The organism is Amycolatopsis anabasis (assembly GCF_009765355.1).
GTDB classification, from domain to species: Bacteria; Actinomycetota; Actinomycetes; order Mycobacteriales; family Pseudonocardiaceae; genus Amycolatopsis; species Amycolatopsis anabasis.
In genome coordinates this window covers 269,981-293,678 of record NZ_VTHK01000005.1, presented here as the reverse complement: position 1 = coordinate 293,678, position 23,698 = coordinate 269,981, and the positions used below count along the sequence as shown (strand labels likewise).

The window sequence follows — 23,698 nt, the reverse complement described above, 5'->3', positions numbered from 1 at the left end:
GCGCCCGTTCCGCATATCCGGGTCAGACCGTGTCCAGGACGCGTTCGAAGGCGACCTCGGCGGCGCCCAGCAGTTTCACGTCCGCGCCCAGCGCCGAGCAGACGATCTCGGTGCCGCCGAACGCCCGGCTCACCAGGCTGCGGCGGCGCACCTCCTCGGCGACCGCGGTCAGCACCGCCTCCGGCAGGGCGGTGAACAGGTCGCCGAGTACCACCAGTTGCGGGCCCAGCAGGTTCACCACGTTGACCAGGCCGAGGGTGAGCCATTCGGCGAATTCCGCGAGCCGGTCGCGTGCGGCCGCCGGATCGCGGCCGAGTTCCCGCAGTTCGACCAGGATGGCCCCGCGCGGGGTGTCGTCCGACAGCCCCAGCGCCCGGCACAGCGCCGCCTCGCCGACCTCGGTCTCCCAGCATCCGCTGCTGCCGCAGTAGCAGGCCCGCCCGCCCGGGCGGATCGCCATGTGGCCCAGTTCGCCGACATAGCCCGCGGCACCGCGCAGGGACGAGCCCTCGGCGATCACCCCGCCGCCCACGCCGACGTCGGCCGAGACGTAGACCACATCGGACGATCCGCGCGCGGCGCCCCGCAGATGTTCCGCGACGGCCCCGAGTTCGGCGTCGTTGCCGACGAGCACCGGGATGCGCAGGACGCCGGAGAGCCGTTCGCCCAGGGCGACATCGGTCCAGCGCAGGTTCGGCGCCTCGTGCACGTGCCCGTCGGAGCGCCGGACCACGCCCGGCACGGAAACCCCGGCGGCCACCGGTTCGCAACCGAGGTCCCCGGCCAGGATGGTCGCCGATTCGATGACGTGCGTGATCACCTCGTCGGGTTCGCGGGTCCGGCCGCGCAGGTTCCAGCTGTTGCGCCCGAGGATCTGGCCGCCGAGCCCGACCAGCGCGATCGCCACGTGCTCGACCTGGACGTCGACGGCCAGCACCACGGCGGCCTGGGGCTGGGGCAGCACCAGCAGCGAGGGGCGGCCCGCCCCGCGGCCCGGCCTCGGCACCCGCTCCTCGACCACCCCGGCCTCGGCGAGCCCGTCCACCAGGGTCTTGATCGTGCTTCGGTTCAGCCCCAGCTCGGTGGCCAGGGTCGCCCGGGTGACGGGTCCGCCGACATGCAGGAACCTGAGCAGGGTCGTGCGGTTGTGCCGGCGCACCTCGTCGGGTCGGGCAACGGGCGTGGCGGTCACGGCGGTTATCGTCCCACGTCCCCCGTCATCGCGGTGCGGCCGCCGCGCGGCGACGGGACAACGCGTCGACGGTCGCGGCCAGCAACAGCACCAATCCGGTGACGATGGAGACCACCGCGGCGGGCTGCTTCAGCAGGCCCAGGCCGTTCTCCACCACGGCGAGCACCGTGCCGCCGATGACCGCGTCGAAGACCCGGCCCTTGCCGCCGAACAGCGAGGTCCCGCCGATGACCGCGGCGCCGACCGCGAACAGCAGCGTGTTCAGCCCGCCCGCCTGCGGGTCCACCGAACCGACCTTCGACGAGTACACGATCGCGCCGACCGCGGCCACCGAGGAGCAGACCACGAACACGCTCGCCCGGATCTTGGTGACGTTGATACCGGCGCGCCGCGCGGCTTCCCGGTTGCCGCCGACCGCGTAGATGTGCCGACCGTAGCGGGTCCGGTTGAGCACGTAGGTGCCGATGGTGAGCAGGGCCAGCACGATCGGCACCACGTACGGCACGCCGGAGATCTCGATGCTCGGGTTCGGCGACCGGTTCGCGGTCAGCAGCGCGGTCGCCACCGCGCCGAGCACGGCGAGCGCGCCGACCTTGAGCAGCACCAGGGTCGTCGGCTGGGTGACCAGCCCGCGCCGCAGGCGCGAGAAGTGCCGCCCGAGCGTCACCGCGGCGAATCCCCCGGCCGCCACCACGAACAGCAGCCAGCTGCCCATTGTGGACAGATTGCCGTTGGCGACCTTGTCCAGCACCGGCGACGAGCTGATGCCGAGCACCCCGCCCTCGCCGATGAACTGCAGGATCACGCCCTGCCAGGCCAGGAACAGCGCGAGGGTGACCACAAAGGACGGCATGCCGATCTTGGACACCAGGAACCCGGTGATGCAGCCGATCGCGGTGCCCGCGCAGATCGCGAGCAGCATCTCCACCCACGGATTGGCGGCGAGCCCGGACAGCGCGATCCCGATCGTCACCACGGAAAGCGCCGCGCCGACCCAGATCCGCAACAGGACGGCGAGCACCGCGGCGACCGCCAGCACCGCGAGGAAGGCGTAGAACACCGTGGTGCCCATCCCGCCGAGCAGGTTCCCCTGCTGCACGAAGTGCATGGCCATGATCGCCGCGGTGACCCCGGACGCGGTGCCCGCCGACAGGTCGATCTCACCGATGAGCAACACGAAAACGATGCCCATGGCGATGATCGTGCGGCCCGCGCCCTGGGCGAGCAGGTTCGCGATGTTGTTCATGGACAGGAAAACGTCGGACAGGCCCGCGAACACGACGACGAGCGCGACCAGGCCGAGCAGGGCGGGCAGCGAGCCGAGCTGCCCGGCGCGCAACCGGGCGAAGTAGTCGGCGATCGCCTCGGTGGTGGACATCGCGGTGGTGTCGATGCCGAAGTCGCTGATCGCGCCGTTCTGCGGCTCGGGCTCGCGGACCGCCGGTTTCGAGGTTGTTTCAGTCATGGCTGGTTCTTTCTCCGGGCTGGCGGCGGTCACAGGACGACGGCTTCGGGCCGGGCGAGGCCGAGATCCCCGGACCGCCCGGCGGTGATCAGCTCGACGACCTGGCTGTGCGTCACGTTCCTGGTGTGCACCTCGGCGACCATGCGGCCCAGGTACAGCACCGAGATCCGGTCGGCGACCTCGAACACGTCGGCCATGTTGTGGCTGATCAGCACCACGCCAAGGCCCTGTTCGGCGAGCCGGCGCACCAGATCGAGCACCTGCCGCGTCTGCGCCACGCCGAGCGCCGCGGTGGGTTCGTCGAGCAGGACGACCTTGCTGTCCCACAACACCGATTTGGCGATCGCGACGGTCTGCCGCTGCCCGCCGGACAACGCGTGGACCGGGGTGCGGACCGATTTCACCGTGCGCACCGAAAGGGACGCGAGCGTCTCCCGCGCCTTCTGCTCCATCCCCGCCTCGTCGAGCAACCAGGAGCTGCCGCGCTCGCGGCCGAGGAACATGTTCTGCACGATGTCCAGGTTGTCGGCGAGCGCGAGATCCTGGTAGACGACCTCGATGCCGAGTTCGGCGGCGTCCCGCGGGCCGCGGATGTGCACCGGTTCGCCGCCGAACGTGACCGTGCCGGAATCCGCGGTGTGGATTCCGGCGATGCATTTGATCAAAGTGGACTTTCCGGCGCCGTTGTCGCCGACCAGCGCGGTGACCTCACCGGCGCGCACGGCGAAGTCCACGTCGTGCAGGACGTGGACCGGTCCGAAGCTCTTGTTGAGCGCCTTCAGCTCGAGAATGGGTTCACTCATCGTCGTTCTCTTTCGTGCCATGGCCGCCTGGTCGCCGGGATGGGCCGCGCCGCTGGGGTGCGCGGCCCATCCCGGCAGGTTCCTAGGAGATGCCGAGCTGAGTACAGACAGCCCGCAGGTCACCGGCGCAGATCTCCGCTGCCTTGACGTAGCCCTCGTCGACGACCGTCTTCACGTTCTCCTTGGTCGTCAGCTGCGGTTCGAGCAGCACGGACTTCACGTCGCGATTGCCCTTCGGGTCCTTGCTCACGCCCTTGGCCAGTGCGTCGGCGCCCGCCTTGTCGCCCTTGGCCAGCGCGGCGGCGAGGTTCGCGGCGGCCTCGGCCTCCTGCTTGATCGGCTTGAACACGGTCATGTACTGGTCGCCGCGCAGGATGTTCTTCAGCCCGTCCGCGGTCGCGTCCTGGCCGGTGACCGGGACCTTGCCGCCCAGCCCGTTCTTCTTCAGCACGGTGATCACCGCACCGGCCAGGCCGTCGTTGGCGGCGACCACCCCGTCGACCTTGCCGCCGTTGCCGGTCAGGATCTGCTCGAAGGTGACGCCGCCCTTCTGGTTCTCCCAGTTGTCGATGGGCTGGCTGCGGACCAGTTTGAGTTCGCCCGCCTCGTACTTGGGCTTGAGCACCTTCTGCTGGCCGTTGTAGAAGAGCGTGGCGTTGTTGTCGGTCGGCGCGCCTTCGATCTCGATCACCTGCGCGCCCGGCTTGCCCTGCAGCGCCTGGGCCAGGCCCTGGCCCTGGAGCTGGCCGACCTTCTCGTTGTCGAAGGAGACGTAGTAGTCGGATCCGCCGCCGAGGTTGAGCCGGTCGTAGTCGATGGTGGGGATACCGGCCTTCTTCGCCTTCGCGGCGACCGCGCTGCCGACCTCGCTGTTGATCGCGGCGATGATCAGGACCTTGACGCCCTGGGCGATCATGCCGTCGGCGAGCGTGGTGAACTTCTGGACCTCGCCCTGCGCGTTCTGCACGTCGGGTTCGAAGCCCGCCGAGCGCAGGGCCTGCTCGAGGTAGGGCTTGTCGAAGGACTCCCAGCGGGCCGAGGTCGCGGTCTCCGGCAGGATCACGCCCACCTTGCCGTTCGCGCCCCCACCCGCCGGGGCGGCCGCGTTCGGCGAACTGTTGCCGCCGGAACTTCCGGAATTCGCGCTGTTCGCCCCGCAACCGGCAAGCATCAGGCTGACGCCCACCGCGGCGGCGACGAGGGTCGCGGTTCTGCTGCGCATCCTCGATCCTTTCGACGATCCTGCCGACGGGCGGCGGACCGGGGAGGGAGTCGACCGGCGCACCGTCGCGCAAATGTTGTGGGCGACAACATATGTCGCCGCACGGCGGATCGGAAGGTTGCTGGATCGATTAAGTCGCCTTCTGTCGGACACGGTTTGGCAACGCCGCCACCCCGGACTGTCAGGAAGGGTCCCCGCCTAACGCCTGGTTTCATGAGGGGTCCCCTACTGACACGACACGTCAGGAAAGGTCCCCTCCTAACAAATTTTGTCCGGAGGGGACCCCTCATGAAACCCGTCGGGCGAGGGGTCAGCCCGCGAGGTGCGAACGGCGGGTTACCAGGAGCGCAGGGTGACGATGCGTTCTTCGAGCTGTTCGATCGTCGCCATCGCGGTCGGCGGGCCGCCGCAGACCCGGCGCAGTTCGTTGTGGATCGCGCCGTGCGGTTTCTTGGTGCGGTGGTGGTACATGCCGACCAGCGCGTTCAGCTCCTTGCGCAGCGAGGCGACCCGCTCCCCGACCGCCTGCGGCCGGGCGGGTGGCGCCGTCTCCTCCTGCTTGGGCTTGCGCTTCTTCTCGTCGGCGAGCTGCTCCTCCTGCCGCTTGCGCAGCAGCGCCCGGACCTGATCGGGTTCGAGCAGCCCGGGCAGCCCGAGGTACTCCTGCTCCTCGTCGGTGCCGGAGAACACCGCGGTGCCGAAGGAGTTGCCGTCGTAGATCACCTGGTCCAGCTCGGCGGAGGCATGCAGCGAGGTGAACGCCTTCTCCTCCTCGCCCGGTTCGTCCTCGGTCCGGTTGGCCGCGGCGAGGAGTTCGTCGTCCCAGCCGTCCTTCTCCCGGTGCGGTTTGCCCAGGATGTGGTCCCGCTCGGCCTCCAGTTCGCTGGCCAGCTCCAGCAGCACCGGCACGCTCGGCACGAACACGCTCGCCGTCTCGCCCTTGCGCCGCGCCCGCACGAACCGCCCGATCGCCTGCGCGAAGAACAGCGGCGTCGACGCGCTCGTGGCGTACACCCCGACGGCGAGCCGCGGCACGTCCACGCCCTCGGACACCATCCGCACGGCGACCAGCCAGCGCTGCTCCGATTCGGAGAACTCGCCGATCCGCTTGGACGCCTTGGGGTCGTCGGAGAGCACGACGACCGGTTCCTCGCCGGAGATCCGGGTCAGGATCTTCGCGTAGGCCCGCGCCGAATCCTGGTCGGTGGCGATCACCAGGCCACCCGCGTCCGGCATCCCGGTGCGGACCTGGGTCAGCCGGGTGTCGGCGGCCTGCAGCACGGCCGGGATCCACTCCCCGGCCGGATCCAGCGCGGTCCGCCAGGCGCGGGCGTTCTGCTCGGCGGTCAACGGTTCGCCGAGCCGCGCGGTGAACTCCTCCCCCGCGCTGGTCCGCCAGGACGCCTCGCCCGAATAGGCGAGGAACACGACCGGCCGGACGACCCCGTCGGCGAGCGCGTCGGAGTAGCCGTAGGAATGGTCGGCCTTGCTCCGCATCGAACCGTCGCCGTCCGGTTCGTAGGTCACGAACGGGATCGGCGAATCGTCGCTGCGGAACGGGGTCCCGGTGAGGGCCAGCCGGCGCACCGCCGGGGTGAACGCCTCGCGCACCGCGTCCCCCCACGACTTCGCGTCGCCGCCGTGGTGGATCTCGTCCAGGATGACCAGCGTCTTGCGGTTCTCCGTGCGCACCCGGTGCATGGTGGGGTGCGCGGCGACCTGCGCGTAGGTCAGCGCGACCCCGCGGAAGTCCGACGAGGTCACGCCGGTGGTGTTGCGGAAGTTCGAGTCGATCGCGATGCCCGCCGCCGCGGCCGACGCCGCCCACTGGTGCTTGAGGTGCTCGGTCGGGGTCACGATGGTGACCGCCTCGACCGTCCGGTCGGACAGCAGCTCGGCGGCGATCCGCAGGCCGAAGACGGTCTTCCCGGCGCCCGGGGTCGCGACCGCGAGGAAGTCCTGCGGTTTGGTCGTCAGGTACTTGGTCAGCGCGCGCCGCTGCCACGCGCGCAGCGGCCGCGCGGTGGAGTCCTGCTCGGGCGGCGGCGCGCCGAACCCTGGCTGGGGCTCCGTCCGATTACGTTGGGCCGTTTCCGACAAGGATGGTCCAACTCCTCTCGCGGTCTAGCTTCCCCTGCGGCGACATGCGAAAACCCCCACGAGGAGCGCGGCTGCGGTGCCGGCGCGGGGTGAGGGCGCCCCACGAGAGTACCTCGCGCCGCCCCGTCCGCGAGTCAGCGGCACGGCCGTGCCCCGCGTTGCGTTGAACACTCCGGGGAGGCGGACGAGCCAAATCGACGCGGATGGACCATGCTGGGCACTGCGATGAGCGCACCATCAGACACCGCCGCGTCGGACGACGACGGAGCCGAGGCCGAGGTCAGGCGCAAGGGGCCGCTGCGCCTGATCAGCCGCACCATGAGCAAGGCCTGGGACGGCAACATCTTCTCCGAGGCGGCCGAAGCGGCGTTCTGGCAGACGTTGTCGCTCCCCCCGCTGCTGCTGGGGCTGCTCGGGAGCCTGGGCTTCCTCGGCGACTGGTTCGGGCAGTCCGTGGTCACCGCGGTGCACGACCGGATCATCGCGTTCTGCGAAAAGATCTTCAGTGGCAACGTGGTCAACCAGATCATCGAACCGACCGTCGACGACATCCTGCACATCGGGAAGGGCGAGATCGTCTCGGTCGGCTTCCTGATCTCCCTGTGGGCGGGTTCCTCGGCGATGTCGTCGTTCGTCGACGCGATCACCGTGGCGCACAACCAGTACGGCGTCCGCCACGAAGTGTGGCAACGGATCTTCGCGCTGCTGCTGTACCTGGTCGGGCTGATCCTGGTGGTGATCGGGCTGCCGGTGATCGCGGTCGGCCCGGACGTGCTGACCCAGCTGGCCCCGGAGGACTGGCGCCCCACGGTGACCGGCTGGGTGTCCACGCTCTACTACCCGATCCTCGGGATCCTGCTCGTCCTCGCGCTGGCCACGCTGTACAAACTCGCCCTGCCGCGCAAGCTGCCGTGGCACCGGGGCCTGCCCGGCGCGGTGCTCGCGATGGCGATCTTCCTGCTCTCCAGCGTCGGCCTGCGGATCTACCTGTCGTGGATCACCAGCACCGGCTACACCTACGGCGCGCTGGCCACCCCGATCGCGTTCCTGCTGTTCACCTTCTTCATCGGGCTGGCCATCGTCGGCGGGGCGTACTTCAACAGCGCGATCCAGGAGCTCTGGCCGGCCAAGATGACCCGTCGCCAGCGGCGCAAGTGGCGCCGCCTGGAGATGGAGCGGATGAACGAGCAGATGCGCAGCGAGGACGGCCGGAAACTGTGGGAGCGGACCACCGTGCCGCTGCGCCGCCCGCGCAAGTCCGAGCCCGAACCCGAAGCGGACCCCGGCGGCGAGGACGAGCAGGCCGGGGCCGAAGTGAGCAGGCCGAGCCGGGCGGACCGCTGACGCGATCCGCCCGCGGGGCGAGGATCACTCGCCGGGCAGCAGGCCCTCGTAGATCTTCTTGCAGTCCGGGCAGACCGGCGAACCGGGCTTCGGCGACTTGGTCACCGGGAAGACCTCACCGCACAGAGCCACCACGTGCGTGCCCATGACCGCGCTCTCCGCGATCTTGTTCTTGCGCACGTAGTGGAACATCTTCGGCGAGTCGTCGTCGGTTTCGTCGGTGCTCTCGGGCCGCGTGTCGACATCGGGCAAGGTCTGAGTACTCACCCCTCCATGATGCCCCAGAACCACCCGCGCGCCGGAAGGACCCGGCCCGATCCGCCGCCCGTTTGAGATGCTGTTGCCCGAAGGGTCCTCCGAACGAGGGGGTGAACCCGATGAACCTGGCGAACCGCTGGATCTCGGCGGTCGAGGCGCTCGGCGGCGACCCCGCCCCGGCCGCCGCAGCCGCGGACGAGCTGCTGAGCCGCTACGGCGAGGAGCATCGGCGGTTTCACAACCTGGTGCACGTCCAAGCGGTCGTGCGCGACGCCGACCACTTCGCCGGGGAACTGGGCCTCGGCGTGCGGGAGCGGGCCGTGCTCGCGCTCGCGGCCTGCGCGCACGACGTGGTCTACGACGCCCGGCCCGGCGACGACGAGCGGCTCAGCGCCGCGTGGGCCGCGGACCGGCTCGACCGGGCCGGGCTCCCCGGGCACGTGATCGATCGCGTGGAACGGCTCGTGCTGACGACGGCGAACCACGACGCGGAGGCCGGGGACACCGTCGCCTCGGCGCTGCTGGACGCGGACCTGGCGATCCTGGCCGCCGATCCGGACGGCTACGACCGGTACCTGCTGGCCGTCCGCGCCGAGTACGCGGCGGTGGACGATCCGGCGTGGGTGGCCGGCCGGACCCGCGTGCTGCGCGACCTGCTCGACCGCCGGTGGCTGTACCGGACCGAGACCGCGCGCGACCACTGGGAGGCCCCGGCGCGCCGCAACCTCACCCGTGAACTGGTCCTCCTCCGCGAAGCCGCCGAGTGACTCCGGGCCCGCTCCCCGCGGCCGGGCGGGAGTCGGCGAAAATGGCTCCTCGTGATCACGACACCCCCGTTGTCCCTCAGTGCCGAGGTCTCGGACGCGCTGCACGGCGGCCACCCCGTCGTCGCGCTGGAGAGCACCCTGCTTTCGCACGGCCTGCCGCCCGGCCGCAACCTCGAGGTGGCGCACCGGCTGGAACGCGCGGTCCGCGACGCGGGCGCGGTGCCCGCGACCATCGCCGTCCTCGACGGTCGCCCCGTGATCGGCCTGTCACCCGCCGAACTCGAGCGGGTCTGCGCGCCCGGCGCCGGTCTGGACAAGCTGTCCCTGCGCGATCTGGGCCCGGCCGTCGGGCTCGGCCGGTCCGGGGCCACCACGGTCGCGTCCACCTCGGCACTGGCGGCCGCGGCGGGCATCGGGGTGTTCGGCACCGGCGGACTGGGCGGCGTGCACCTGGGCGCGGAGACCTCCTGGGACGTCTCGGCCGACCTCGGCGTGCTCGGCAAGGTGGCGACCGTGGTCGTGTGCTCCGGCGTCAAATCCGTCCTCGACATCGCGGCCACGCTGGAGGTGCTGGAGACCAATTCGGTGCCGGTCCTGGGGTTCCGCACCGACGACTTCCCGGCGTTCTACCTGCGGTCCTCGGGTTTCCCGGTGCCGTGGCGGGTGGACACCGCCGCGCAGGCGGCCGGGGTCGTCCGGGCGCACCGGCGGTTCGCGGATTCGGGCGTGCTGCTGGCGAATCCGGTTCCCGTGGAGTCCGAAATGGACAAAGAAGTGCACGACCGGCTGCTCGCCGACGGACTGGAGTTGTTGCGCGCCAACGATGTGCACGGTTCGGACGTCACGCCGGTGCTGCTCGAGCACTTCCACACCGCGAGCGGCGGACTGAGCCTGGACGCCAACGAGGAACTGGTGGCGGCCAACGTGCGGCTGGCCGCCGAGGTCGCGGTGGAGCTGGCGCGATGAGAATCGTGGTGGTCGGGGACGCGGGTCTGGACGTGGTGGCGCGGCACGAGGGACCGATCGTGCACGGCGGGGATTCGCGCGCGAAGATCCGGTTCGCCGGGGGTGGCGCGGGGGCGAACACCGCGCTGTGGCTGAACTCCGGCGGCGTCGACACCACCCTCGTGGCCCGGATCGGCGACGACGCGGGCGGCCGGTTGATCCGCGCCGAACTGGAGTCGGCGGGTGTGCGGTGCGCCTTCGCCGTCGATCCGGACGCGGCCACCTGCTGCGTGGTGGTGCTGGTGGACGGCGACGGCCAGCGCAGCATGCTGCCCGACCGCGGCGCGAACGCCCGCTTCCGCCCCGAGGACGTCGATCCGGCCGCCCTGGCCGGAGCGAACCACCTGCACCTGTCCGGTTACGTGCTGCTCGATCCGTCCTCCCGCCCGGCGGGCCTGGCCGCGCTCGCCGCGGCGCGGAAAGCCGGGCTGACCACCTCGGTCGATCCGCAGTCGGCTCCGCTGATCACCGATCCGGGCGCCTTCCTGGCCGACGTGCGCGGGGTCGACCTGCTGCTCCCCAACACCGAGGAACTGACCGCGCTGACCGGTTCCCGCGAACCCGCCGCGGCACGGCGGCTGCTGGACGCGGTCGGCGCGGTCGCGGTCACCGCGGGCCTGGACGGCGCGAGCTGGGTGGATTCCACCGGGGTCACCACGGTGCCCGCCGAACCCGCGGACTGCGTGGATTCCACCGGCGCCGGGGACGCGTTCGACGCGGGCCTGCTCGCCGCCTGGCTACGCGGCGAGTCCACTGTGGACACCCTCCGCGCGGGCGTCCGCTTCGGCGCCAAGGCGATCCGCCAGATCGGCGCCCAGCCCTAGCCCGCTCGTTCCCGGCCACCACGAACTTTCATGAGGGGTCCCCTCCAGACAAATTTCGTCAGGAGGGGACCCCTCATGACACCCGTCGGCAGGTGGCTAGCCGTCGATCACGCGGTGTTCGGTGCGTTCGATGGCTTTCGCCTCGCGCTGGTAGCGGCTGACTTCCTCGGCCTTGCGCGGCGGGCGGTCGTTGGCGATCAGCACGGCCATCCAGGGCAGCGGGATCGACAGCGCGATGAAGCCCAGCGCGAGCCACCAGGTGTGGTAGAAGACGCCCGCGAGGATCAGGCAGGGAAAGCGCATCCCCATCATCAGCATGTACTTGCGCTTGCGCGCCGCGTGCTGGTCGTCGTAGGACGGAGCGGCCTCGGTGATCAGCACCGGGACCTGATCCCGGGAGCCGGAACCCCTGGCGGATCCGAGTTCGCTCACGTCACCACCTCCACCTGTCCATGGTCCCACTCCGGATGATCGTCCGATACCCGGGGAGCCGAAGAATTCCGGTCAGCCACGCCGAAGCCAGGTCAACGCGCCGACGACCAGGGTTTCCACCCCGGTCCGCAGGGTGGGATCCAGGACCGGGGCGAACAGCGGGGAGTGGTTGGACGGAATGTCGGATTCGAACCGGCCCGCGGCGACCGCCTCCAGCACCGATCGGGGTTCCAGCCCGCCGACCAGCCAGTAGACCGAGGGCACACCGGCCGCGCGGCCGAATTCGCTGAAGTCCTCGCTGCCGGTCACCAGCGGCGCGTCCATCGTGCGCTCGGCGCCGAAGTGCCCGCGGAACGCCTCGGTCAGCCGGGCGTTGGCGGCGTCGTCGTTCTCGGTCACCGGGAAACTGCCGATCCGCTCGATGTCCGGCGGTTTCGGGGAACCGGCCACGGTCGCCTCGCCGTGCACGATCCGCTCGATCGCCGCGAGCACCCGGTCGCGCACGTGCTGGTCGAAGGTGCGGACGTTGACCTCGAGGGTGGCGTGGTCGGCGATCACGTTGTGCGCGGTGCCGACGTGCATCGAGCCCACGGTGAGCACGGCCGATTCGGTGGCCGAAACCTCCCGCGACACGATGGTCTGCAGCCGCAGCACCACGGACGCGGCCAGCACCGCCGGATCCACCGTGGTCTCCGGCCGCGAACCGTGCCCGCCCTTGCCGTGCAAGGTGATCCGCAGCGCGTCGGTCGCGGCCATGATCACCCCGGGCCGGGTGAGCACCCAGCCCGCGGGCCCGGGGACGACGTGCTGCCCGAGCACCACATCCGGTTTCCCGGCCCGTTCGAAGAGGCCGTCCCGCACCATCGCGGCCGCGCCGTCGCCGACCTCCTCCCCCGGCTGGAACACCACCAGCAGGGTGCCGGACCAGCCGTCGCGGCCCCGGGCGAGCAGGTCGGCCGCGCCGCTCAGCCAGGTGGCGTGCAGATCGTGCCCGCACGCGTGCATCACCGGCACCTCCCGGCCCGCCGCGTCCACGCCACGCGCGGTGCTGGCGTAGTCCAGGCCGGTCTTCTCCTCGACCGGCAGCCCGTCGATGTCCGCGCGCAGCAGCACGACCGGGCCCGGGCCGTTGTGCAGCACGCCGAGCACGCCGGTGCCGCCGATGCCGGTGTGCACCTGGTAACCGGCCGATTCCAGGCGGCGCGCGAGTTCGGCCGCGGTCCTGGTCTCGGCGAAGGCGAGCTCGGGATGGCGGTGCAGGTCGACGTAGAGCGCCTCGAGGCCGGGCAGCAGGCCGTCGAGCGGGGCGAGCAGGTTCGCGGTCACCCCGCGATTCGATCACACCGGCGGCTGGTTCGCTTCCGCCACCGATGGCAGGTCTTCGGTGTCCAGGCCCAGATCCCGGCGCATCGCGGCCCGCATCACCCGGTATTCCAGCTGCGCTTCCCGCCAGAGCCGGTCCTGCTCGTCGGTCTTACGTCCGGACAGCAGGAGCACCGACAGGTCGGAGCGCCGGATCATCGACTCGCGCACCATCGCCCGGATGCGCTCGGGCGCGTGCACGTTGACCGGGCCCAGCACGCCGCGCGCTTCCGCGGTGACCTTGCGGAGCTCCGCGGCGAGCTGGCCGTCGAGCTCATCGCCACGGCGAGTGAGCCGTCGTGCCTGGTAAAGCACCCAATCGAAGGATTCGATGGCGCCGATCAGCTCGGCGTAGCCGGCCGCGCGCCCCTCGTAACTGCGGTTGTCGCGCTCGCGCTCGCGTTCCCGGGCCCAGCGCACTTCCTCGCGCTCCAGTTCGCGACGCCAGCGCCGGTCCTCGCGCCACCCGGCGATGAGCTGCGCGGCGATCACCCCGGTGAACCCGAACACCGCGACCACGATGGGCACCCACAGCGGGACCTGGCCGGACGACACCGCGTCACCTTAGCGGCCGCGGAGGCGCCGCCGTGGCAGCATTACCCACCGTGAGCATTGATCATCCGGAGTTGTCCGCCGAGTTCTGCAAGCGGCTGCGGGACGCCTTCCTCCGCACCGGCTACGACGCCGACGGCGTGGTCGAGGCGCTCGGTGGCGCCGCGCACGCGGCGCTGGGCCGGGGCGAGCCGGAACCCGCGTACCGGGCGACCGCCGACGGCGGCGACCTGGGCACGCTGATCAGGCTGTTCCTGCTGGGCGCCACCGAACCGGAGGCCGCGGTCGCCGCCGCGCTGGCGCCGCTGCCGCTCGCCGACGCGGCCGGGGCCGGGCTGGTCCGGGCGCACGGTTCCGGCTTCCGCGCCGCACTGGACGTGCGCCCGCACGGGGACGAGGACGGCACCTGGTGGGTCTTCTCCGACCTCGATTCCGACCTGCTCGGCGGCGAAGTGCCCGAGGACCACGTCCTCGGCGTCGGGCACGCCTCGCTGAGCCTGATCCGGGCCACCACCCGGCGGCCGGTCGGCAGCCTGCTCGATCTGGGCGCCGGCAACGGCGTGCAGGCGCTGCACGCCACTCGCCACGCCGAGCGGGTGACCGCGACCGACGTCTCGCCGCGGGCGCTCGCCCTGGCCGAGGCGACCTTCCGGCTCAACGAACTCGACGTCGAACTGCTGCGCGGGGAATGGTTCGCCCCGGTCGCCCGGCGCCGCTTCGACCAGATCGTCTGCAATCCGCCGTTCGTGGTCGGCCCGCCGCGGGTGGACTACGTCTACCGCGACTCCGGCCTCGCCGGGGACGACGCGAGCGCGCTGGTGGTGCGCCAGCTCCCGGGTTTCCTGGCCGAGGGCGGGATCGGGCAGTTGCTCGCGTCCTGGCTGCACGTCGACGGCGAGGACTGGGCCGACCGGGTCGCCCGCTGGCTGCCCTCCGGGGTCGACGCCTGGTTCGTGCAGCGGGACGTGGCCGATCCGGCGCTGTACGTCGGCACCTGGCTCCGCGACGCCGGGATCGACCCCCGTTCGCCGCGGGGACGGGCCAAGGCGGGCGCCTGGCTGGACTGGTTCGCCGAGAACCGCGTCGACGGCGTGGGATTCGGTTTCGTGACGCTGCGTCGCACCGATGCTCTCGCGCCGACCGTGGTGTGCGAGGACCTCCGGCAGGCCTACGACGATCCGCTCGGGGCCGAGGCCGCGAACTGGCTCGATCGCGTGGAGTGGCTTCGCGCACACGGAAACGAACTCCTGGACACCCGGTTCGTGGTGCCGCCCACGGTCGTCCTGGAACGGGTGGACACGCCCGGCGACGAGGGCTGGGAACCGTCCGTACGCCGACTGCACCGGGTCGACGGTCCCGGCTGGCAGCACGAGGTCGACGAGCTCGCCGCCGCGCTGCTGGCAGGTTTCCGCGGCGCGCTGCCACTTTCCGACCTCATCGACCTGCTCGCCGTCGCGCACGGCCAGTCGCCCGAAGCGCTGACCGAGGCCGCGTTGCCGGTCGTGCGGGAACTGCTCCGCCACGGCATGGTCGTTCCGGCATGAGGGCGGTGGTGGCCCGCGTCACCGAGGCGAGCGTGACCGTGGAAGGCGCGGTGGTCGGCGCCATCGAGGAACCGGGTTTGTTGGTATTGCTCGGAATTCACACCGAGGACACCGCCGGGAAAGCGGCGGTCATGGCTCGCAAACTGCACGAACTGCGCATCCTGCGGGACGAGGAATCCTGTGCCACCACGGGCGCGCCCTTACTCGTGGTGAGCCAATTCACGCTCTACGGGGAAACCCGTAAGGGGCGCCGTCCATCGTGGACCGCGGCCGCCCGCCCGGAGGCCGCGGCCACCCTCGTTGACGCGGTAGTAACCGAGCTTCGCGAGCGGGGCGCGCACGTGAGCACCGGCACATTCGGCGCGATGATGGCGGTGCACAGCGTCAACGACGGCCCGTTCACCGTGCTGGTAGAGGTCTGAACCACTACTCCATTCCTACGACACAACCGAAGCCGGGATTTCGCTCTCAGGGAAACCTCAGCTTTGGTCGAGCAACCACCCCGGGTCAGCTCACGTCATCTTCTTCAGGAACGCGGGAACGATTTCGAAGCACCCAGCGTTGACCCAATAACCAGCCAGCAAGCTGGACTCGCGAGACGAGCACTCCACAGGCTCGGCTCGCGAAGCACAACCGGCGTGACGCAGCCACACGTCAGCCCGTGACCGGGGAGGCAGAACATGTCAGTCCAAACCCTCGAGCGCGAGACTCGTGGGATTCGCCAACGCGAGATCCCCAAGCCCGCCCCCGAACCAGCCGTTGAGTCCACTGTACCCGCGCTGGGGAGTGCGGACGTCGACCTCGACGCGCAGGGCCCCGCGGCCGACCTGGTCCGCGTGTATCTCAACGGCATCGGCAAGACCGCGCTGCTCACCGCCGCGGACGAGGTCGAGCTGGCCAAGCGCATCGAAGCCGGCGTGTTCGCCCAGCACATGCTGGACACCGCGGAGAAGCTGACCCCGAAGCGCCGGTCCGAGCTCACCGCGCTGGTCCGGGACGGCCGGATCGCCAAGAACCACCTGCTGGAGGCCAACCTCCGCCTGGTGGTCTCGCTCGCCAAGCGCTACACCGGCCGGGGGATGCCGCTGCTCGACCTGATCCAGGAGGGGAACCTGGGTCTGATCCGCGCGGTGGAGAAGTTCGACTACTCCAAGGGGTTCAAGTTCTCCACCTACGCCACGTGGTGGATCCGTCAGGCCATCACCAGGGGGATGGCCGACCAGGGTCGCACCATCCGGTTGCCGGTGCACCTCGTCGAGCAGGTGAACAAGCTCGCCCGCATCAAGCGCGACCTGCACCAGCAGCTCGGCCGGGAGGCCACGCACGAGGAGCTGGCCGCGGAGTCGGGCATCGCGGCGGAGAAGGTCGCCGATCTGCTCGACCACGCGCGCGACCCGGTGAGCCTGGACATGCCGGTCGGCACCGAGGAGGACGCCCCGCTCGGCGACTTCATCGAGGACTCCGAGGCGACCGACGCGGAGAGCGCGGTGATTTCCGGTCTGCTGCAGGACGACCTGCGTCGCGTGCTGAGCACCCTCGACGACCGGGAGCAGCAGGTGATCCGGCTGCGCTACGGCCTGGACGACGGGCAGCCGCGCACCCTGGACCAGATCGGCAAGCACTTCGGGCTCTCCCGCGAGCGGGTGCGCCAGATCGAGCGCGAGGTCATGTCGAAGCTGCGCCAGGGCGAGCGGGCCGACCGCCTGCGCGCCTACGCGAGCTGACCAGGCCTACGGAGAGTGAGCGAGGGTACTGCACCCGTTCGGCCGGGTTGACTTATGACCTGGGTCACGAGACGGTCGAAGGCTAGAAGCCTGCGAACCCTCGGACGCGGAAGGGCTTGCCCGCCCTGGCGGCGACGCCGTACCGTGCCCCGGGTCTCCAGCCACGCGGCGGGTGCTCACACCTGGCCGCTTTCCCCGGAAGGTCGGGTCCGTCGGGGTGGGCCCGGCCTTCCGACATTCCGGCGGGCAACAGTGACCGCACGGGGTGTGACGGCCCGCACGCGGTAACGTCAGGGCTCCCGATCAGCGTGCAAGGGAGCCCGCGCAGTGACTGCGACCACCACCACGTTCCAGCACACCGACGTGCTGCCGCTCGGCAAGGACAACCACACCGAGTACCGCCTCGTCACGCCGGACGGCGTGCGCGTCGTCGAGGCGGGCGGCCGCCGCTTTCTCGAGATCGAGCCCGCGGCGCTGACCGCACTGGCGCGCACGGCGATCACCGATATCCAGCACCTGTTGCGTTCGTCACACCTGGCCCAGCTGCGGGCGATCGTCGACGACCCCGAGGCGAGCGGCAACGACCGGTTCGTCGCCATGGACCTGCTGCGGAACGCGGCGATCTCGGCGGGTGGTGTGCTGCCGATGTGCCAGGACACCGGTACCGCGATCGTCATCGGCAAGCGGAGCGAGGGGGTGCTGACCGGCGGTGCCGACGAGGAGGCGCTCGCCCGCGGCGTGTTCGACGCCTACCAGGAACTCAACCTGCGCTATTCGCAGATGGCGCCGGTGAACTTCTGGGAGGAGCGCAACACCGGCACGAACCTCCCCGCGCAGATCGAGCTGTACCACAAGGACGGCGGCGGCGAGCCGAGCTACGAGTTCCTGTTCATGGCCAAGGGCGGCGGGAGCGCGAACAAGACTTTCCTGTACCAGGAGACCAAGGCCGTGCTGAACCCGAAGCGGCTGGCCCGGTTCCTGGACGAGAAGCTGCGCGGCCTCGGCACCGCCGCGTGCCCGCCGTACCACCTGGCGGTCGTGGTCGGCGGGATGTCGGCGGAGTTCAACCTCAAGGTCGCGAAGCTCGCGTCGGCCCGGTACCTGGACGATCTGCCGACCGAGGGTTCCCCGCTGGGGCACGGGTTCCGCGACCGGGACCTGGAGCAGCAGGTGCTGGAGATGACCCGGCAGTTCGGCATCGGCGCGCAGTTCGGCGGCAAGTACTTCTGCCACGACGTGCGGGTGATCCGGTTGCCGCGGCACGGCGCGTCCTGCCCGGTGGGGATCGCGGTGTCCTGTTCCGCGGACCGGCAGGCGAAGGCCAAGATCACCGCGGACGGCGTGTTCCTCGAACAGCTCGAACGGGATCCCGCCCGGTTCCTGCCCGAGGTCACCGAGGACGACCTGTCCGACGAGGTGGTCGGCGTCGACCTGAACCGGCCGATGTCCGAGATCCGGGCGCAGTTGTCCCAGCTGCCGGTGAAGACCCGGCTTTCGCTGACCGGACCGCTCGTGGTGGCGCGGGACATCGCGCACGCCAAGATCGCCGAGCGGCTGGAGGCCGGCGAGGAGATGCCGCGGTACCTGCGCGACCATCCCGTCTACTACGCGGGCCCCGCGAAGACGCCGGAGGGCTACGCGTCCGGTTCGTTCGGGCCGACCACCGCGGGCCGGATGGATTCCTACGTCGAGCAGTTCCAGGCGGCGGGCGGATCGCTGGTCATGCTGGCGAAGGGCAACCGGTCGAAGAAGGTCACCGCGTCCTGCCAGGAACACGGCGGTTTCTACCTCGGCTCGATCGGCGGCCCCGCGGCCCGGCTGGCGAAGGACTGCATCAAGAAGGTCGACGTGCTCGAGTACCCCGAACTCGGCATGGAGGCGGTCTGGAAGATCGAGGTCGAGGACTTCCCCGCGTTCATCGTGATCGACGACAAGGGCAACGACTTCTTCGCCGCCACTTCGGAACCGGTCCTCCAGATCTCGTTCCGCTCCTGATCACCGGGCTCGCGAGTTCCCCGTTCCGGTAACCGAACTCCACCCTGAGCTTCTCGGGCGTTGGAGGTACCCAATGCGGCGTTGGGTACCTCCAACGCCCCGAATGCCGCATTGGTGCGCGGGACGCACCGAAGGCCGCATTGACGCTCACAGGTCTCGTCCCGCTCATGATCATCGGGGCGAAAAATAGCGAGGGACCTTTACTACCGGCAGACCGTAGTAAAGGTCCCTCGCTATCTTTCTCCGGCAGCAGAGGTCCCTTGCTGCCGGTTCTCCGCGGCCGGTGGCGGGGCAGGCCACCGGCGAGGGTGCGGTCACGCCTCGGGGAACCGGGCCGCCAGGCGGTCCAGGGTCTTCTCGATCCCCTGCTTGTTCTTCCGGGGGAAGAAGCTCAGGTCGATCAGGAACGGGATGCGGGCGGTCGACCAGTCGAACGTCTCGGTGACCTCCGTCCGGTCCCCGTCGGCCGGTTCGAGCTCCCAGCGCCACCGGTGACCGTTGAAGTGCCGCCACGCGATCAAGCGGTCCTTCTCGAACTCGACGACCGTGTTCTGGATCTTGTACGGCGCGCCCATCTTCATGTCCATGCCGAACTTCGAACCCAGCTCGAGACGCTCCACCCCGCCGGGCCGGGCCGCCTTGACCGTGCCCGATCCGTCCAGTTCGGGATGCTTCGCCGGGTCGACGAGCAGCTCGAAGATCTTGTCCGGCGTGGTGTTGATCGTCCTGGTCACCGAGACCTGCCGTTTACTCATTACCCAAGAGTAGGGCAACTGGCCTACTTCTTGCGCTGCTCGCTGTGCAGCACCACCGTGCGGTCGCCGAGCGGCTCACCCAGCTGCACGGAAACGGTCGGGTACCGGATGTCCATGGTGCACATCTGGCTGGTCTGCGCGGTCGTCTCGACCAGGTTGACCACGACCTGCTGCCCGCTCTGCTCCTTGGGCTCGGCGCTCGCCCGGCCGCAGCCGCCCTCCTGCGCCTTGATCAGCAGGGTCTTGCCATCGGAGCTGACGGACGCCTCGTGCGGATAGCCTTCCGGCAGGGCGGACGTGTTGAGCTGGCCCGGCGGCACCGGCTGCTGGCCCTCGGCGGGCGGCGGTCCGGGTCGGCCCGGGTCCACCGGGTGCCCCGGCCCGCGGGGCAACGGCGGCGCCGGTTGGGGTTCCTCGCTCGGCGGGGCCGCCGGAGCACTGTTGCCCGGCTGCTGCCCGGCGGCGGGTTTCGGACTGTCGGCTGCTGGGTTGGCACAGGCCGTCCCCGCGATCAGGACGAGTCCCGCGCCAACGAGCGTTGTTTTCCACCTCATGCCCCGAGGACGGAACGAGCCCGTACCCGGGTTGCACCGGGATCTCAGCGCTCCGCGGCCCGGCCCCGCACCACGCCGATCACCACCACCCCGGCCAGCGTCACGACCAGCAGCAACACCGTGCTCGCCGAGGCGAGGAAAACCTGCCCCCGGGCGGTGAGGTTGTAGATGCTCGCCGGGAGCGTCTGCCAGTCCGGCGGGTACAGCATCATCGTGGCGCCCAGCTCGCCCATCGACATCGCCAGCGCGAGGCTCGCCGAAGCCGACATCGACGGCAGCAGCACCGGCAACCGCACCCGCAGCAGCACCCGGGCCGGGCTCGCGCCGAGGCTGGCCGCAGCCTGCGCGAGCTGCGGATCGGTCCGGGCCAGCGCCGCGGACACCGTGCTGTAGGTGAACGGCAGCACGATCATCAGATGCCCGATCAGCACGATCCACCGGGTACCGTTGAGCAGCACCGGCGGCTGGCTGAACGCGACCAGCAACGCCAGCCCCAGCACCACCGAGGGCACCGCGATCGGCAGGTGGAAAGCCGCGTCGACCACCCGGCGCACCCGCGGCGGCGCGGATTCGGCGGCCAGTGCCGCCCAGGTGCCGACGAGCACCGAACCCGCCGACGCGATCAGCCCGGTCTGCACGCTCACCGACAGGCTCGCGAACGTCTCGCCGGACAGCGCCTGCGCGAAGTTCGCGCCGGTGAGCGCGTTCGGCAGCACACCCGTCCACGCCGTGGCGGCCGAGGCGAGCACGATCATCACCAGCGGCGCGAGGACGATCGCGGTGAACAGCACGCCGAACACCAGCCACAGCAGCACGCGGCTGCGCCGGGTCCACAGCAGCATCAGGCCTTCCTTCCTCGCGACACGGCCCACCGGTACGCGCCGTACAGCAGCAGCGAGAGCAGCACGTTGACCACCGCGACCACGCACGCGTCGGGATAGTCGAACGTGACGATTCCCTTGGTGAACACCAGAACCGGCAACGTGATCACGTCCTTGGCGCCGATGAACAGCACGATGCCGAACTCGTTCATCGCGAGCAGCATGGTCAGGCAGGCGCCCGCGGCGAGCGCGGGCAGCGCTTCGGGCAGCACGATCTGCCGCAACACGCGCCACGGCCGCGCGCCCAGGCTCGCCGCCACCTCGAGCTGCGCCGAGGAGACCTGGCCGAACGCCGCGATCGCGGGCCGCATGACAAATGGCGTGTAGAAGGTGATCTCGGCGAGCAGCAGACCCCACTGCGAATTCAGGAAACCACCGTCCCCGCCCGCGCCCAGCAGCGCGTTGAGCACGCCCATGCCGCCGTAGAGGAAGGTGAACGCCAGCGCGATGAGGAACGACGGGAACGCCAGCACGGTGTCGACCAGCCGGGACAGCACCCGCGCACCGGGAAACGGCACGAACGCGACGACCAGCGCGAAGAACGTGCCGAGCAGCGTGCAGCCGGCGGTCGCGCCGAGCGCGACGGTGACCGTCCGCCAGAGGGCGTCCAGGAACTCCCCGGAGGTCACCACCTCCGCCCAGACGTCCAGGCCGATCTCGTGGTCCTCGGAGATCAGCGACTGGCGGACCACCAGGGCCAGCGGGTAGCAGAAGAACCCGGCCAGCACGATCACCGGGGGCACCAGCCACGGCCACCGCGGTGCCCGTCGACGCCCCGGAGCCGAGGCCGGTGCGCGCAGCGCCACCGCGGTCATCCGAGCGCCACCAGCGGGCAACCGTCCGGAATGGACACTCCGACGCGCTCCCCGACCCCGGGCAGCCCATCCACTGTGGACACTTCGGCCCGCAGGGCGCACACCGGATCGAGATCGAGATCGAGGTCCAGCCGGAAGCCGCTGCCCCGCCACTGCACCGCCCGCAACCGGGCGGGAAGCCCGTCGACGGCGCTCGCGTGCACGCCGATCCGGTGCGGCCGCACGCCGAGCGCCACCCGCTGCCCGGTGGTGACCGCGGACGTCGGTTCGGCCGACAGCTCCCGCCCGCCGAGGCGCACGGTCACCACGTTCCCGCCCTCGATCCGCAGCAGTTCGACCGGAACCAGGTTGGCGGCGCCCAGGAAGCTCGCGGTGAACTCGGTGGCCGGTCTGTGGTAAAGCCGATCGCACGCCCCGACCTCGACCAGCCGCGCGTCCCGCATCACGGCGATCCGGTCGGCCAGCGCGAGTGCCTCGCCCTGATCGTGGGTGACGTAGATCAGCGTGGTGTCGGGGAGTTCGGCGCGCAGCCGGAGCAGTTCGGCCACCATGTCCTCGCGCAGCGCGGCGTCCAGTGCCGAAAGCGGTTCGTCGAGCAGCAGCACGCGCGGGCGGATGGCCAGCGCGCGGGCGATCGCCACGCGCTGCTGCTGGCCGCCGGAGAGCTCACGCGGGAACCGCCGCCGGTACGCGGCCATGCCGACCAGCTCGAGCACCTCGCCGACCCGCCGGTCGACCTCGGCGCGCGGGAGTTTGCGCGCCCGCAGGCCGAAGGCCACGTTGTCGGCGACCCGCAGGTGCGGGAACAGCGCGTAGCTCTGCACGACCACGCCGAGTCCCCGGCGGTGCGGCGGCAGCTCGGTGACGTCCTGCCCGTCCAGGAACACCCGGCCGGAACTGGGCCGGACGAATCCGGCCAGCGCCTTGAGCGCGGTGGACTTGCCCGATCCGGACGGCCCGAGCAGGGCCAGGGTCTCCCCGCGCTCCACCGCGAGATCCAAGCGGGACAGGGCGCAAGTCTGTCCGAAGTGGACCGATACGTCCCGCAGTTCGACCGCCGCCGTCATCGGCCCACGGCTTTCTTGTACGCGGCCAGATCGGCGTCCAGCTTGCCGAGCACCGCGTTCCAGTCCGGCTGCCAGATGTCCACCCCCGCCAGGGCGGCCCTGACCTTGTCCGCCTGCGGCCCGGCCGGGGTGACGTCGGCGCGGGCGGGAGTGCCGTAGGCCTCCAGGGCCTTGGCCTGCACCTCGGGCGAGAGCAGGAACTCCAGCAGTTGCTTGCCGTGGTCCGCGTGCGGGCCGCCGGTAACCAGGCCCGCGTAGTACGGAAGCGCGAAGGTGGACCGCTTGCCCGCCGCGTCCGCCGGGAAGAACACCTCGAACCCGCCGCTCTTGTCGATCTCGGCGAGGTTCATCTGCACGTCGCCGTTGGCCACCAGGATCTCGCCCTTGGCGACCTTCGGCTGCAGCTTGCCGGTCGACGAGGACGGGCCGACGTTGTTGGCCTCGAGTTTGGCCAGGTAGTCCAGGGCGCCCTGCTCGCCGAGCACGTGCTGCAGCTGCAGCAGCACGGCGGTGCCGTCGCCCGCCTCACCGGGGGTGGAGTACTGGATCTTGCCCTTGAACCGGCCGTCGAGCAGGTCGTCCCAGGTCTTCGGCGCGGGGTTGGCGTGCCGCGGGTTGTAGATGAAGCTCAGGTAGTTGTTGATCATCGCGACGTACCGGCCCTGCGCGTCGCGCTGCCCGGCCGGGACCTGCTCGGCGCCCGCGACCGCGGCCGAGGTGAGCAAGCCCTGCGACGCGACGCGCTGGATGAACGGCGGCAGCGTGACCAGCACGTCGGCCTGCGGGTTGGCCTTCTCCTTCTCCACCCGGGAGGCGACCTCGCCCGAACCCGCGGTCACCGCCTGCACGGTGATCCCGGTCTTCGCCTTGAACTCCTCGAATCGCTTGGCGTACCAGTCTTCCAGGCCGTCCACTGTGTACACCGTGACGGTCCTGCCGCCGGAGCCGCCGCCCGCCGTGCCACCGCAACCGGTGAGCACCGCCAGCAGCGCCGCGGCCACCGCGGCGATTGCCTTGTTCTTCATGCTTTTCGCTCC

23 protein-coding genes are annotated in these 23,698 nt (G+C 70.7%); 8 read left to right on the top strand and 15 right to left on the bottom strand.

Translation table 11 applies throughout. From position 1 onward, the window contains the following. Positions 1-22: 22 nt before the first annotated feature. The 5 genes from FXO23_RS09490 to FXO23_RS09470 all read right to left on the bottom strand — a co-directional run bounded on the left by FXO23_RS09490 (position 23) and on the right by FXO23_RS09470 (position 6,782). A complete protein-coding gene (locus FXO23_RS09490; protein WP_158883004.1) occupies positions 23-1,192 on the bottom strand; it encodes an ROK family transcriptional regulator in 1,170 nt (389 codons plus the stop codon). Between the two features lie 25 nt (positions 1,193-1,217). After that, positions 1,218-2,657 carry a sugar ABC transporter permease gene (locus FXO23_RS09485; RefSeq protein WP_158883002.1) on the bottom strand — a complete coding sequence of 480 codons (1,440 nt, stop codon included), beginning with the start codon at positions 2,655-2,657 and terminating at the stop codon, positions 1,218-1,220. A gap of 29 nt (positions 2,658-2,686) precedes the next feature. Then, entirely contained in the window at positions 2,687-3,460 is a 774-nt protein-coding gene (locus FXO23_RS09480) for an ATP-binding cassette domain-containing protein (RefSeq protein WP_158883000.1), read from the bottom strand. 82 nt (positions 3,461-3,542) lie between these two features. Continuing rightward, positions 3,543-4,682, bottom strand: a complete 1,140-nt coding sequence (locus FXO23_RS09475; RefSeq protein ID WP_158882998.1) for a sugar ABC transporter substrate-binding protein — start codon at positions 4,680-4,682, stop codon at positions 3,543-3,545. Positions 4,683-5,018: 336 nt separating this feature from the next. Further along, positions 5,019-6,782 (bottom strand): DEAD/DEAH box helicase, encoded by a 1,764-nt coding sequence (locus tag FXO23_RS09470; protein WP_158882996.1) that lies wholly within the window; start codon positions 6,780-6,782, stop codon positions 5,019-5,021. Positions 6,783-7,007: 225 nt separating this feature from the next. On the opposite strand from FXO23_RS09470, the gene FXO23_RS09465 reads away from it, so the two are divergent. After that, a complete protein-coding gene (locus tag FXO23_RS09465; protein WP_158882994.1) occupies positions 7,008-8,126 on the top strand; it encodes a YihY/virulence factor BrkB family protein in 1,119 nt (372 codons plus the stop codon). 24 nt (positions 8,127-8,150) lie between these two features. Here FXO23_RS09465 and FXO23_RS09460 read toward each other — a convergent pair whose 3' ends face one another. After that, positions 8,151-8,393: a DUF3039 domain-containing protein gene (locus FXO23_RS09460; RefSeq protein WP_158882992.1), complete on the bottom strand. Its 243-nt coding sequence runs from the start codon at positions 8,391-8,393 to the stop codon at positions 8,151-8,153. 110 nt (positions 8,394-8,503) lie between these two features. Between FXO23_RS09460 and FXO23_RS09455 the strand changes: the two genes are divergently transcribed. From FXO23_RS09455 to FXO23_RS09445, 3 genes are read left to right on the top strand one after another with little or no spacing between them, the layout of a single operon-like run. Next, positions 8,504-9,151, top strand: a complete 648-nt coding sequence (locus FXO23_RS09455; RefSeq protein WP_158882989.1) for an HD domain-containing protein — start codon at positions 8,504-8,506, stop codon at positions 9,149-9,151. 51 nt (positions 9,152-9,202) lie between these two features. After that, complete coding sequence (locus FXO23_RS09450) at positions 9,203-10,117, top strand: pseudouridine-5'-phosphate glycosidase (RefSeq protein WP_246257055.1); 915 nt, start codon at positions 9,203-9,205, stop codon at positions 10,115-10,117. Beyond that, positions 10,114-10,980, top strand: a complete 867-nt coding sequence (locus tag FXO23_RS09445; protein WP_179956728.1) for a carbohydrate kinase family protein — start codon at positions 10,114-10,116, stop codon at positions 10,978-10,980. Before FXO23_RS09450 ends, FXO23_RS09445 begins: the two co-directional genes overlap by 4 nt. 96 nt (positions 10,981-11,076) lie before the next feature. Here FXO23_RS09445 and FXO23_RS09440 read toward each other — a convergent pair whose 3' ends face one another. The 3 genes from FXO23_RS09440 to FXO23_RS09430 form a co-directional block, all read right to left on the bottom strand. Next, positions 11,077-11,412 (bottom strand): DUF3099 domain-containing protein, encoded by a 336-nt coding sequence (locus FXO23_RS09440; RefSeq protein ID WP_158882987.1) that lies wholly within the window; start codon positions 11,410-11,412, stop codon positions 11,077-11,079. 72 nt (positions 11,413-11,484) lie between these two features. Then, positions 11,485-12,738 (bottom strand): amidohydrolase, encoded by a 1,254-nt coding sequence (locus FXO23_RS09435; RefSeq protein WP_158882985.1) that lies wholly within the window; start codon positions 12,736-12,738, stop codon positions 11,485-11,487. Positions 12,739-12,750: 12 nt separating this feature from the next. Continuing rightward, positions 12,751-13,329: a hypothetical protein gene (locus FXO23_RS09430; RefSeq protein ID WP_158882983.1), complete on the bottom strand. Its 579-nt coding sequence runs from the start codon at positions 13,327-13,329 to the stop codon at positions 12,751-12,753. Between the two features lie 50 nt (positions 13,330-13,379). Between FXO23_RS09430 and FXO23_RS09425 the strand changes: the two genes are divergently transcribed. The 4 genes from FXO23_RS09425 (at position 13,380) to FXO23_RS09410 (ending at position 18,589) form a co-directional block, all read left to right on the top strand. Beyond that, positions 13,380-14,870, top strand: a complete 1,491-nt coding sequence (locus FXO23_RS09425; protein ID WP_179956727.1) for a DUF7782 domain-containing protein — start codon at positions 13,380-13,382, stop codon at positions 14,868-14,870. Continuing rightward, the gene (gene dtd, locus FXO23_RS09420; RefSeq protein ID WP_158882981.1) at positions 14,867-15,292 is read left to right on the top strand and encodes a D-aminoacyl-tRNA deacylase; all 426 of its coding nucleotides are present in this window, start codon (positions 14,867-14,869) and stop codon (positions 15,290-15,292) included. Before FXO23_RS09425 ends, dtd begins: the two co-directional genes overlap by 4 nt. Positions 15,293-15,550: 258 nt before the next feature. Next, a complete protein-coding gene (locus FXO23_RS09415; RefSeq protein ID WP_158882979.1) occupies positions 15,551-16,594 on the top strand; it encodes a sigma-70 family RNA polymerase sigma factor in 1,044 nt (347 codons plus the stop codon). Between the two features lie 327 nt (positions 16,595-16,921). Next, the gene (locus FXO23_RS09410; RefSeq protein ID WP_158882976.1) at positions 16,922-18,589 is read left to right on the top strand and encodes a fumarate hydratase; all 1,668 of its coding nucleotides are present in this window, start codon (positions 16,922-16,924) and stop codon (positions 18,587-18,589) included. Positions 18,590-18,903: 314 nt separating this feature from the next. On the opposite strand, the gene FXO23_RS09405 is transcribed toward FXO23_RS09410, so the two are convergent. From FXO23_RS09405 to FXO23_RS09380, 6 genes are read right to left on the bottom strand one after another with little or no spacing between them, the layout of a single operon-like run. Beyond that, positions 18,904-19,344, bottom strand: a complete 441-nt coding sequence (locus FXO23_RS09405) for an SRPBCC family protein (RefSeq protein WP_158882974.1) — start codon at positions 19,342-19,344, stop codon at positions 18,904-18,906. Positions 19,345-19,367: 23 nt separating this feature from the next. Next, positions 19,368-19,898: a hypothetical protein gene (locus tag FXO23_RS09400; RefSeq protein ID WP_158882972.1), complete on the bottom strand. Its 531-nt coding sequence runs from the start codon at positions 19,896-19,898 to the stop codon at positions 19,368-19,370. Between the two features lie 44 nt (positions 19,899-19,942). Then, the gene (locus FXO23_RS09395) at positions 19,943-20,740 is read right to left on the bottom strand and encodes an ABC transporter permease (protein WP_158882970.1); all 798 of its coding nucleotides are present in this window, start codon (positions 20,738-20,740) and stop codon (positions 19,943-19,945) included. Then, positions 20,740-21,594 carry a 2-aminoethylphosphonate ABC transporter permease subunit gene (locus tag FXO23_RS09390; RefSeq protein WP_158882968.1) on the bottom strand — a complete coding sequence of 285 codons (855 nt, stop codon included), beginning with the start codon at positions 21,592-21,594 and terminating at the stop codon, positions 20,740-20,742. Before FXO23_RS09390 ends, FXO23_RS09395 begins: the two co-directional genes overlap by 1 nt. Continuing rightward, complete coding sequence (locus FXO23_RS09385; protein WP_158882966.1) at positions 21,591-22,661, bottom strand: ABC transporter ATP-binding protein; 1,071 nt, start codon at positions 22,659-22,661, stop codon at positions 21,591-21,593. Before FXO23_RS09385 ends, FXO23_RS09390 begins: the two co-directional genes overlap by 4 nt. Next, positions 22,658-23,686, bottom strand: coding sequence for a 2-aminoethylphosphonate ABC transporter substrate-binding protein (locus tag FXO23_RS09380; RefSeq protein ID WP_158882964.1), 1,029 nt, complete (start codon positions 23,684-23,686; stop codon positions 22,658-22,660). Before FXO23_RS09380 ends, FXO23_RS09385 begins: the two co-directional genes overlap by 4 nt. Positions 23,687-23,698 lie beyond the last annotated feature (12 nt).

Excerpts from the sequence above, each read along its gene's own strand:
- FXO23_RS09405 (WP_158882974.1), bottom strand. The coding sequence starts at position 19,344 with ATGAGTAAACGGCAGGTCTCGGTGACCAGGACGATCAACACCACGCCG.
- FXO23_RS09465 (WP_158882994.1), top strand. The coding sequence starts at position 7,008 with ATGAGCGCACCATCAGACACCGCCGCGTCGGACGACGACGGAGCCGAG.
- FXO23_RS09395 (WP_158882970.1), bottom strand. The coding sequence starts at position 20,740 with ATGCTGCTGTGGACCCGGCGCAGCCGCGTGCTGCTGTGGCTGGTGTTC.
- FXO23_RS09475 (WP_158882998.1), bottom strand. The coding sequence starts at position 4,682 with ATGCGCAGCAGAACCGCGACCCTCGTCGCCGCCGCGGTGGGCGTCAGC.
- FXO23_RS09380 (WP_158882964.1), bottom strand. The coding sequence starts at position 23,686 with ATGAAGAACAAGGCAATCGCCGCGGTGGCCGCGGCGCTGCTGGCGGTG.
- FXO23_RS09455 (WP_158882989.1), top strand. The coding sequence starts at position 8,504 with ATGAACCTGGCGAACCGCTGGATCTCGGCGGTCGAGGCGCTCGGCGGC.
- FXO23_RS09385 (WP_158882966.1), bottom strand. The coding sequence starts at position 22,661 with ATGACGGCGGCGGTCGAACTGCGGGACGTATCGGTCCACTTCGGACAG.
- FXO23_RS09485 (WP_158883002.1), bottom strand. The coding sequence starts at position 2,657 with ATGACTGAAACAACCTCGAAACCGGCGGTCCGCGAGCCCGAGCCGCAG.
- dtd (WP_158882981.1), top strand. The coding sequence starts at position 14,867 with ATGAGGGCGGTGGTGGCCCGCGTCACCGAGGCGAGCGTGACCGTGGAA.
- FXO23_RS09400 (WP_158882972.1), bottom strand. The coding sequence starts at position 19,898 with ATGAGGTGGAAAACAACGCTCGTTGGCGCGGGACTCGTCCTGATCGCG.
- FXO23_RS09445 (WP_179956728.1), top strand. The coding sequence starts at position 10,114 with ATGAGAATCGTGGTGGTCGGGGACGCGGGTCTGGACGTGGTGGCGCGG.
- FXO23_RS09480 (WP_158883000.1), bottom strand. The coding sequence starts at position 3,460 with ATGAGTGAACCCATTCTCGAGCTGAAGGCGCTCAACAAGAGCTTCGGA.
- FXO23_RS09390 (WP_158882968.1), bottom strand. The coding sequence starts at position 21,594 with ATGACCGCGGTGGCGCTGCGCGCACCGGCCTCGGCTCCGGGGCGTCGA.
- FXO23_RS09415 (WP_158882979.1), top strand. The coding sequence starts at position 15,551 with ATGTCAGTCCAAACCCTCGAGCGCGAGACTCGTGGGATTCGCCAACGC.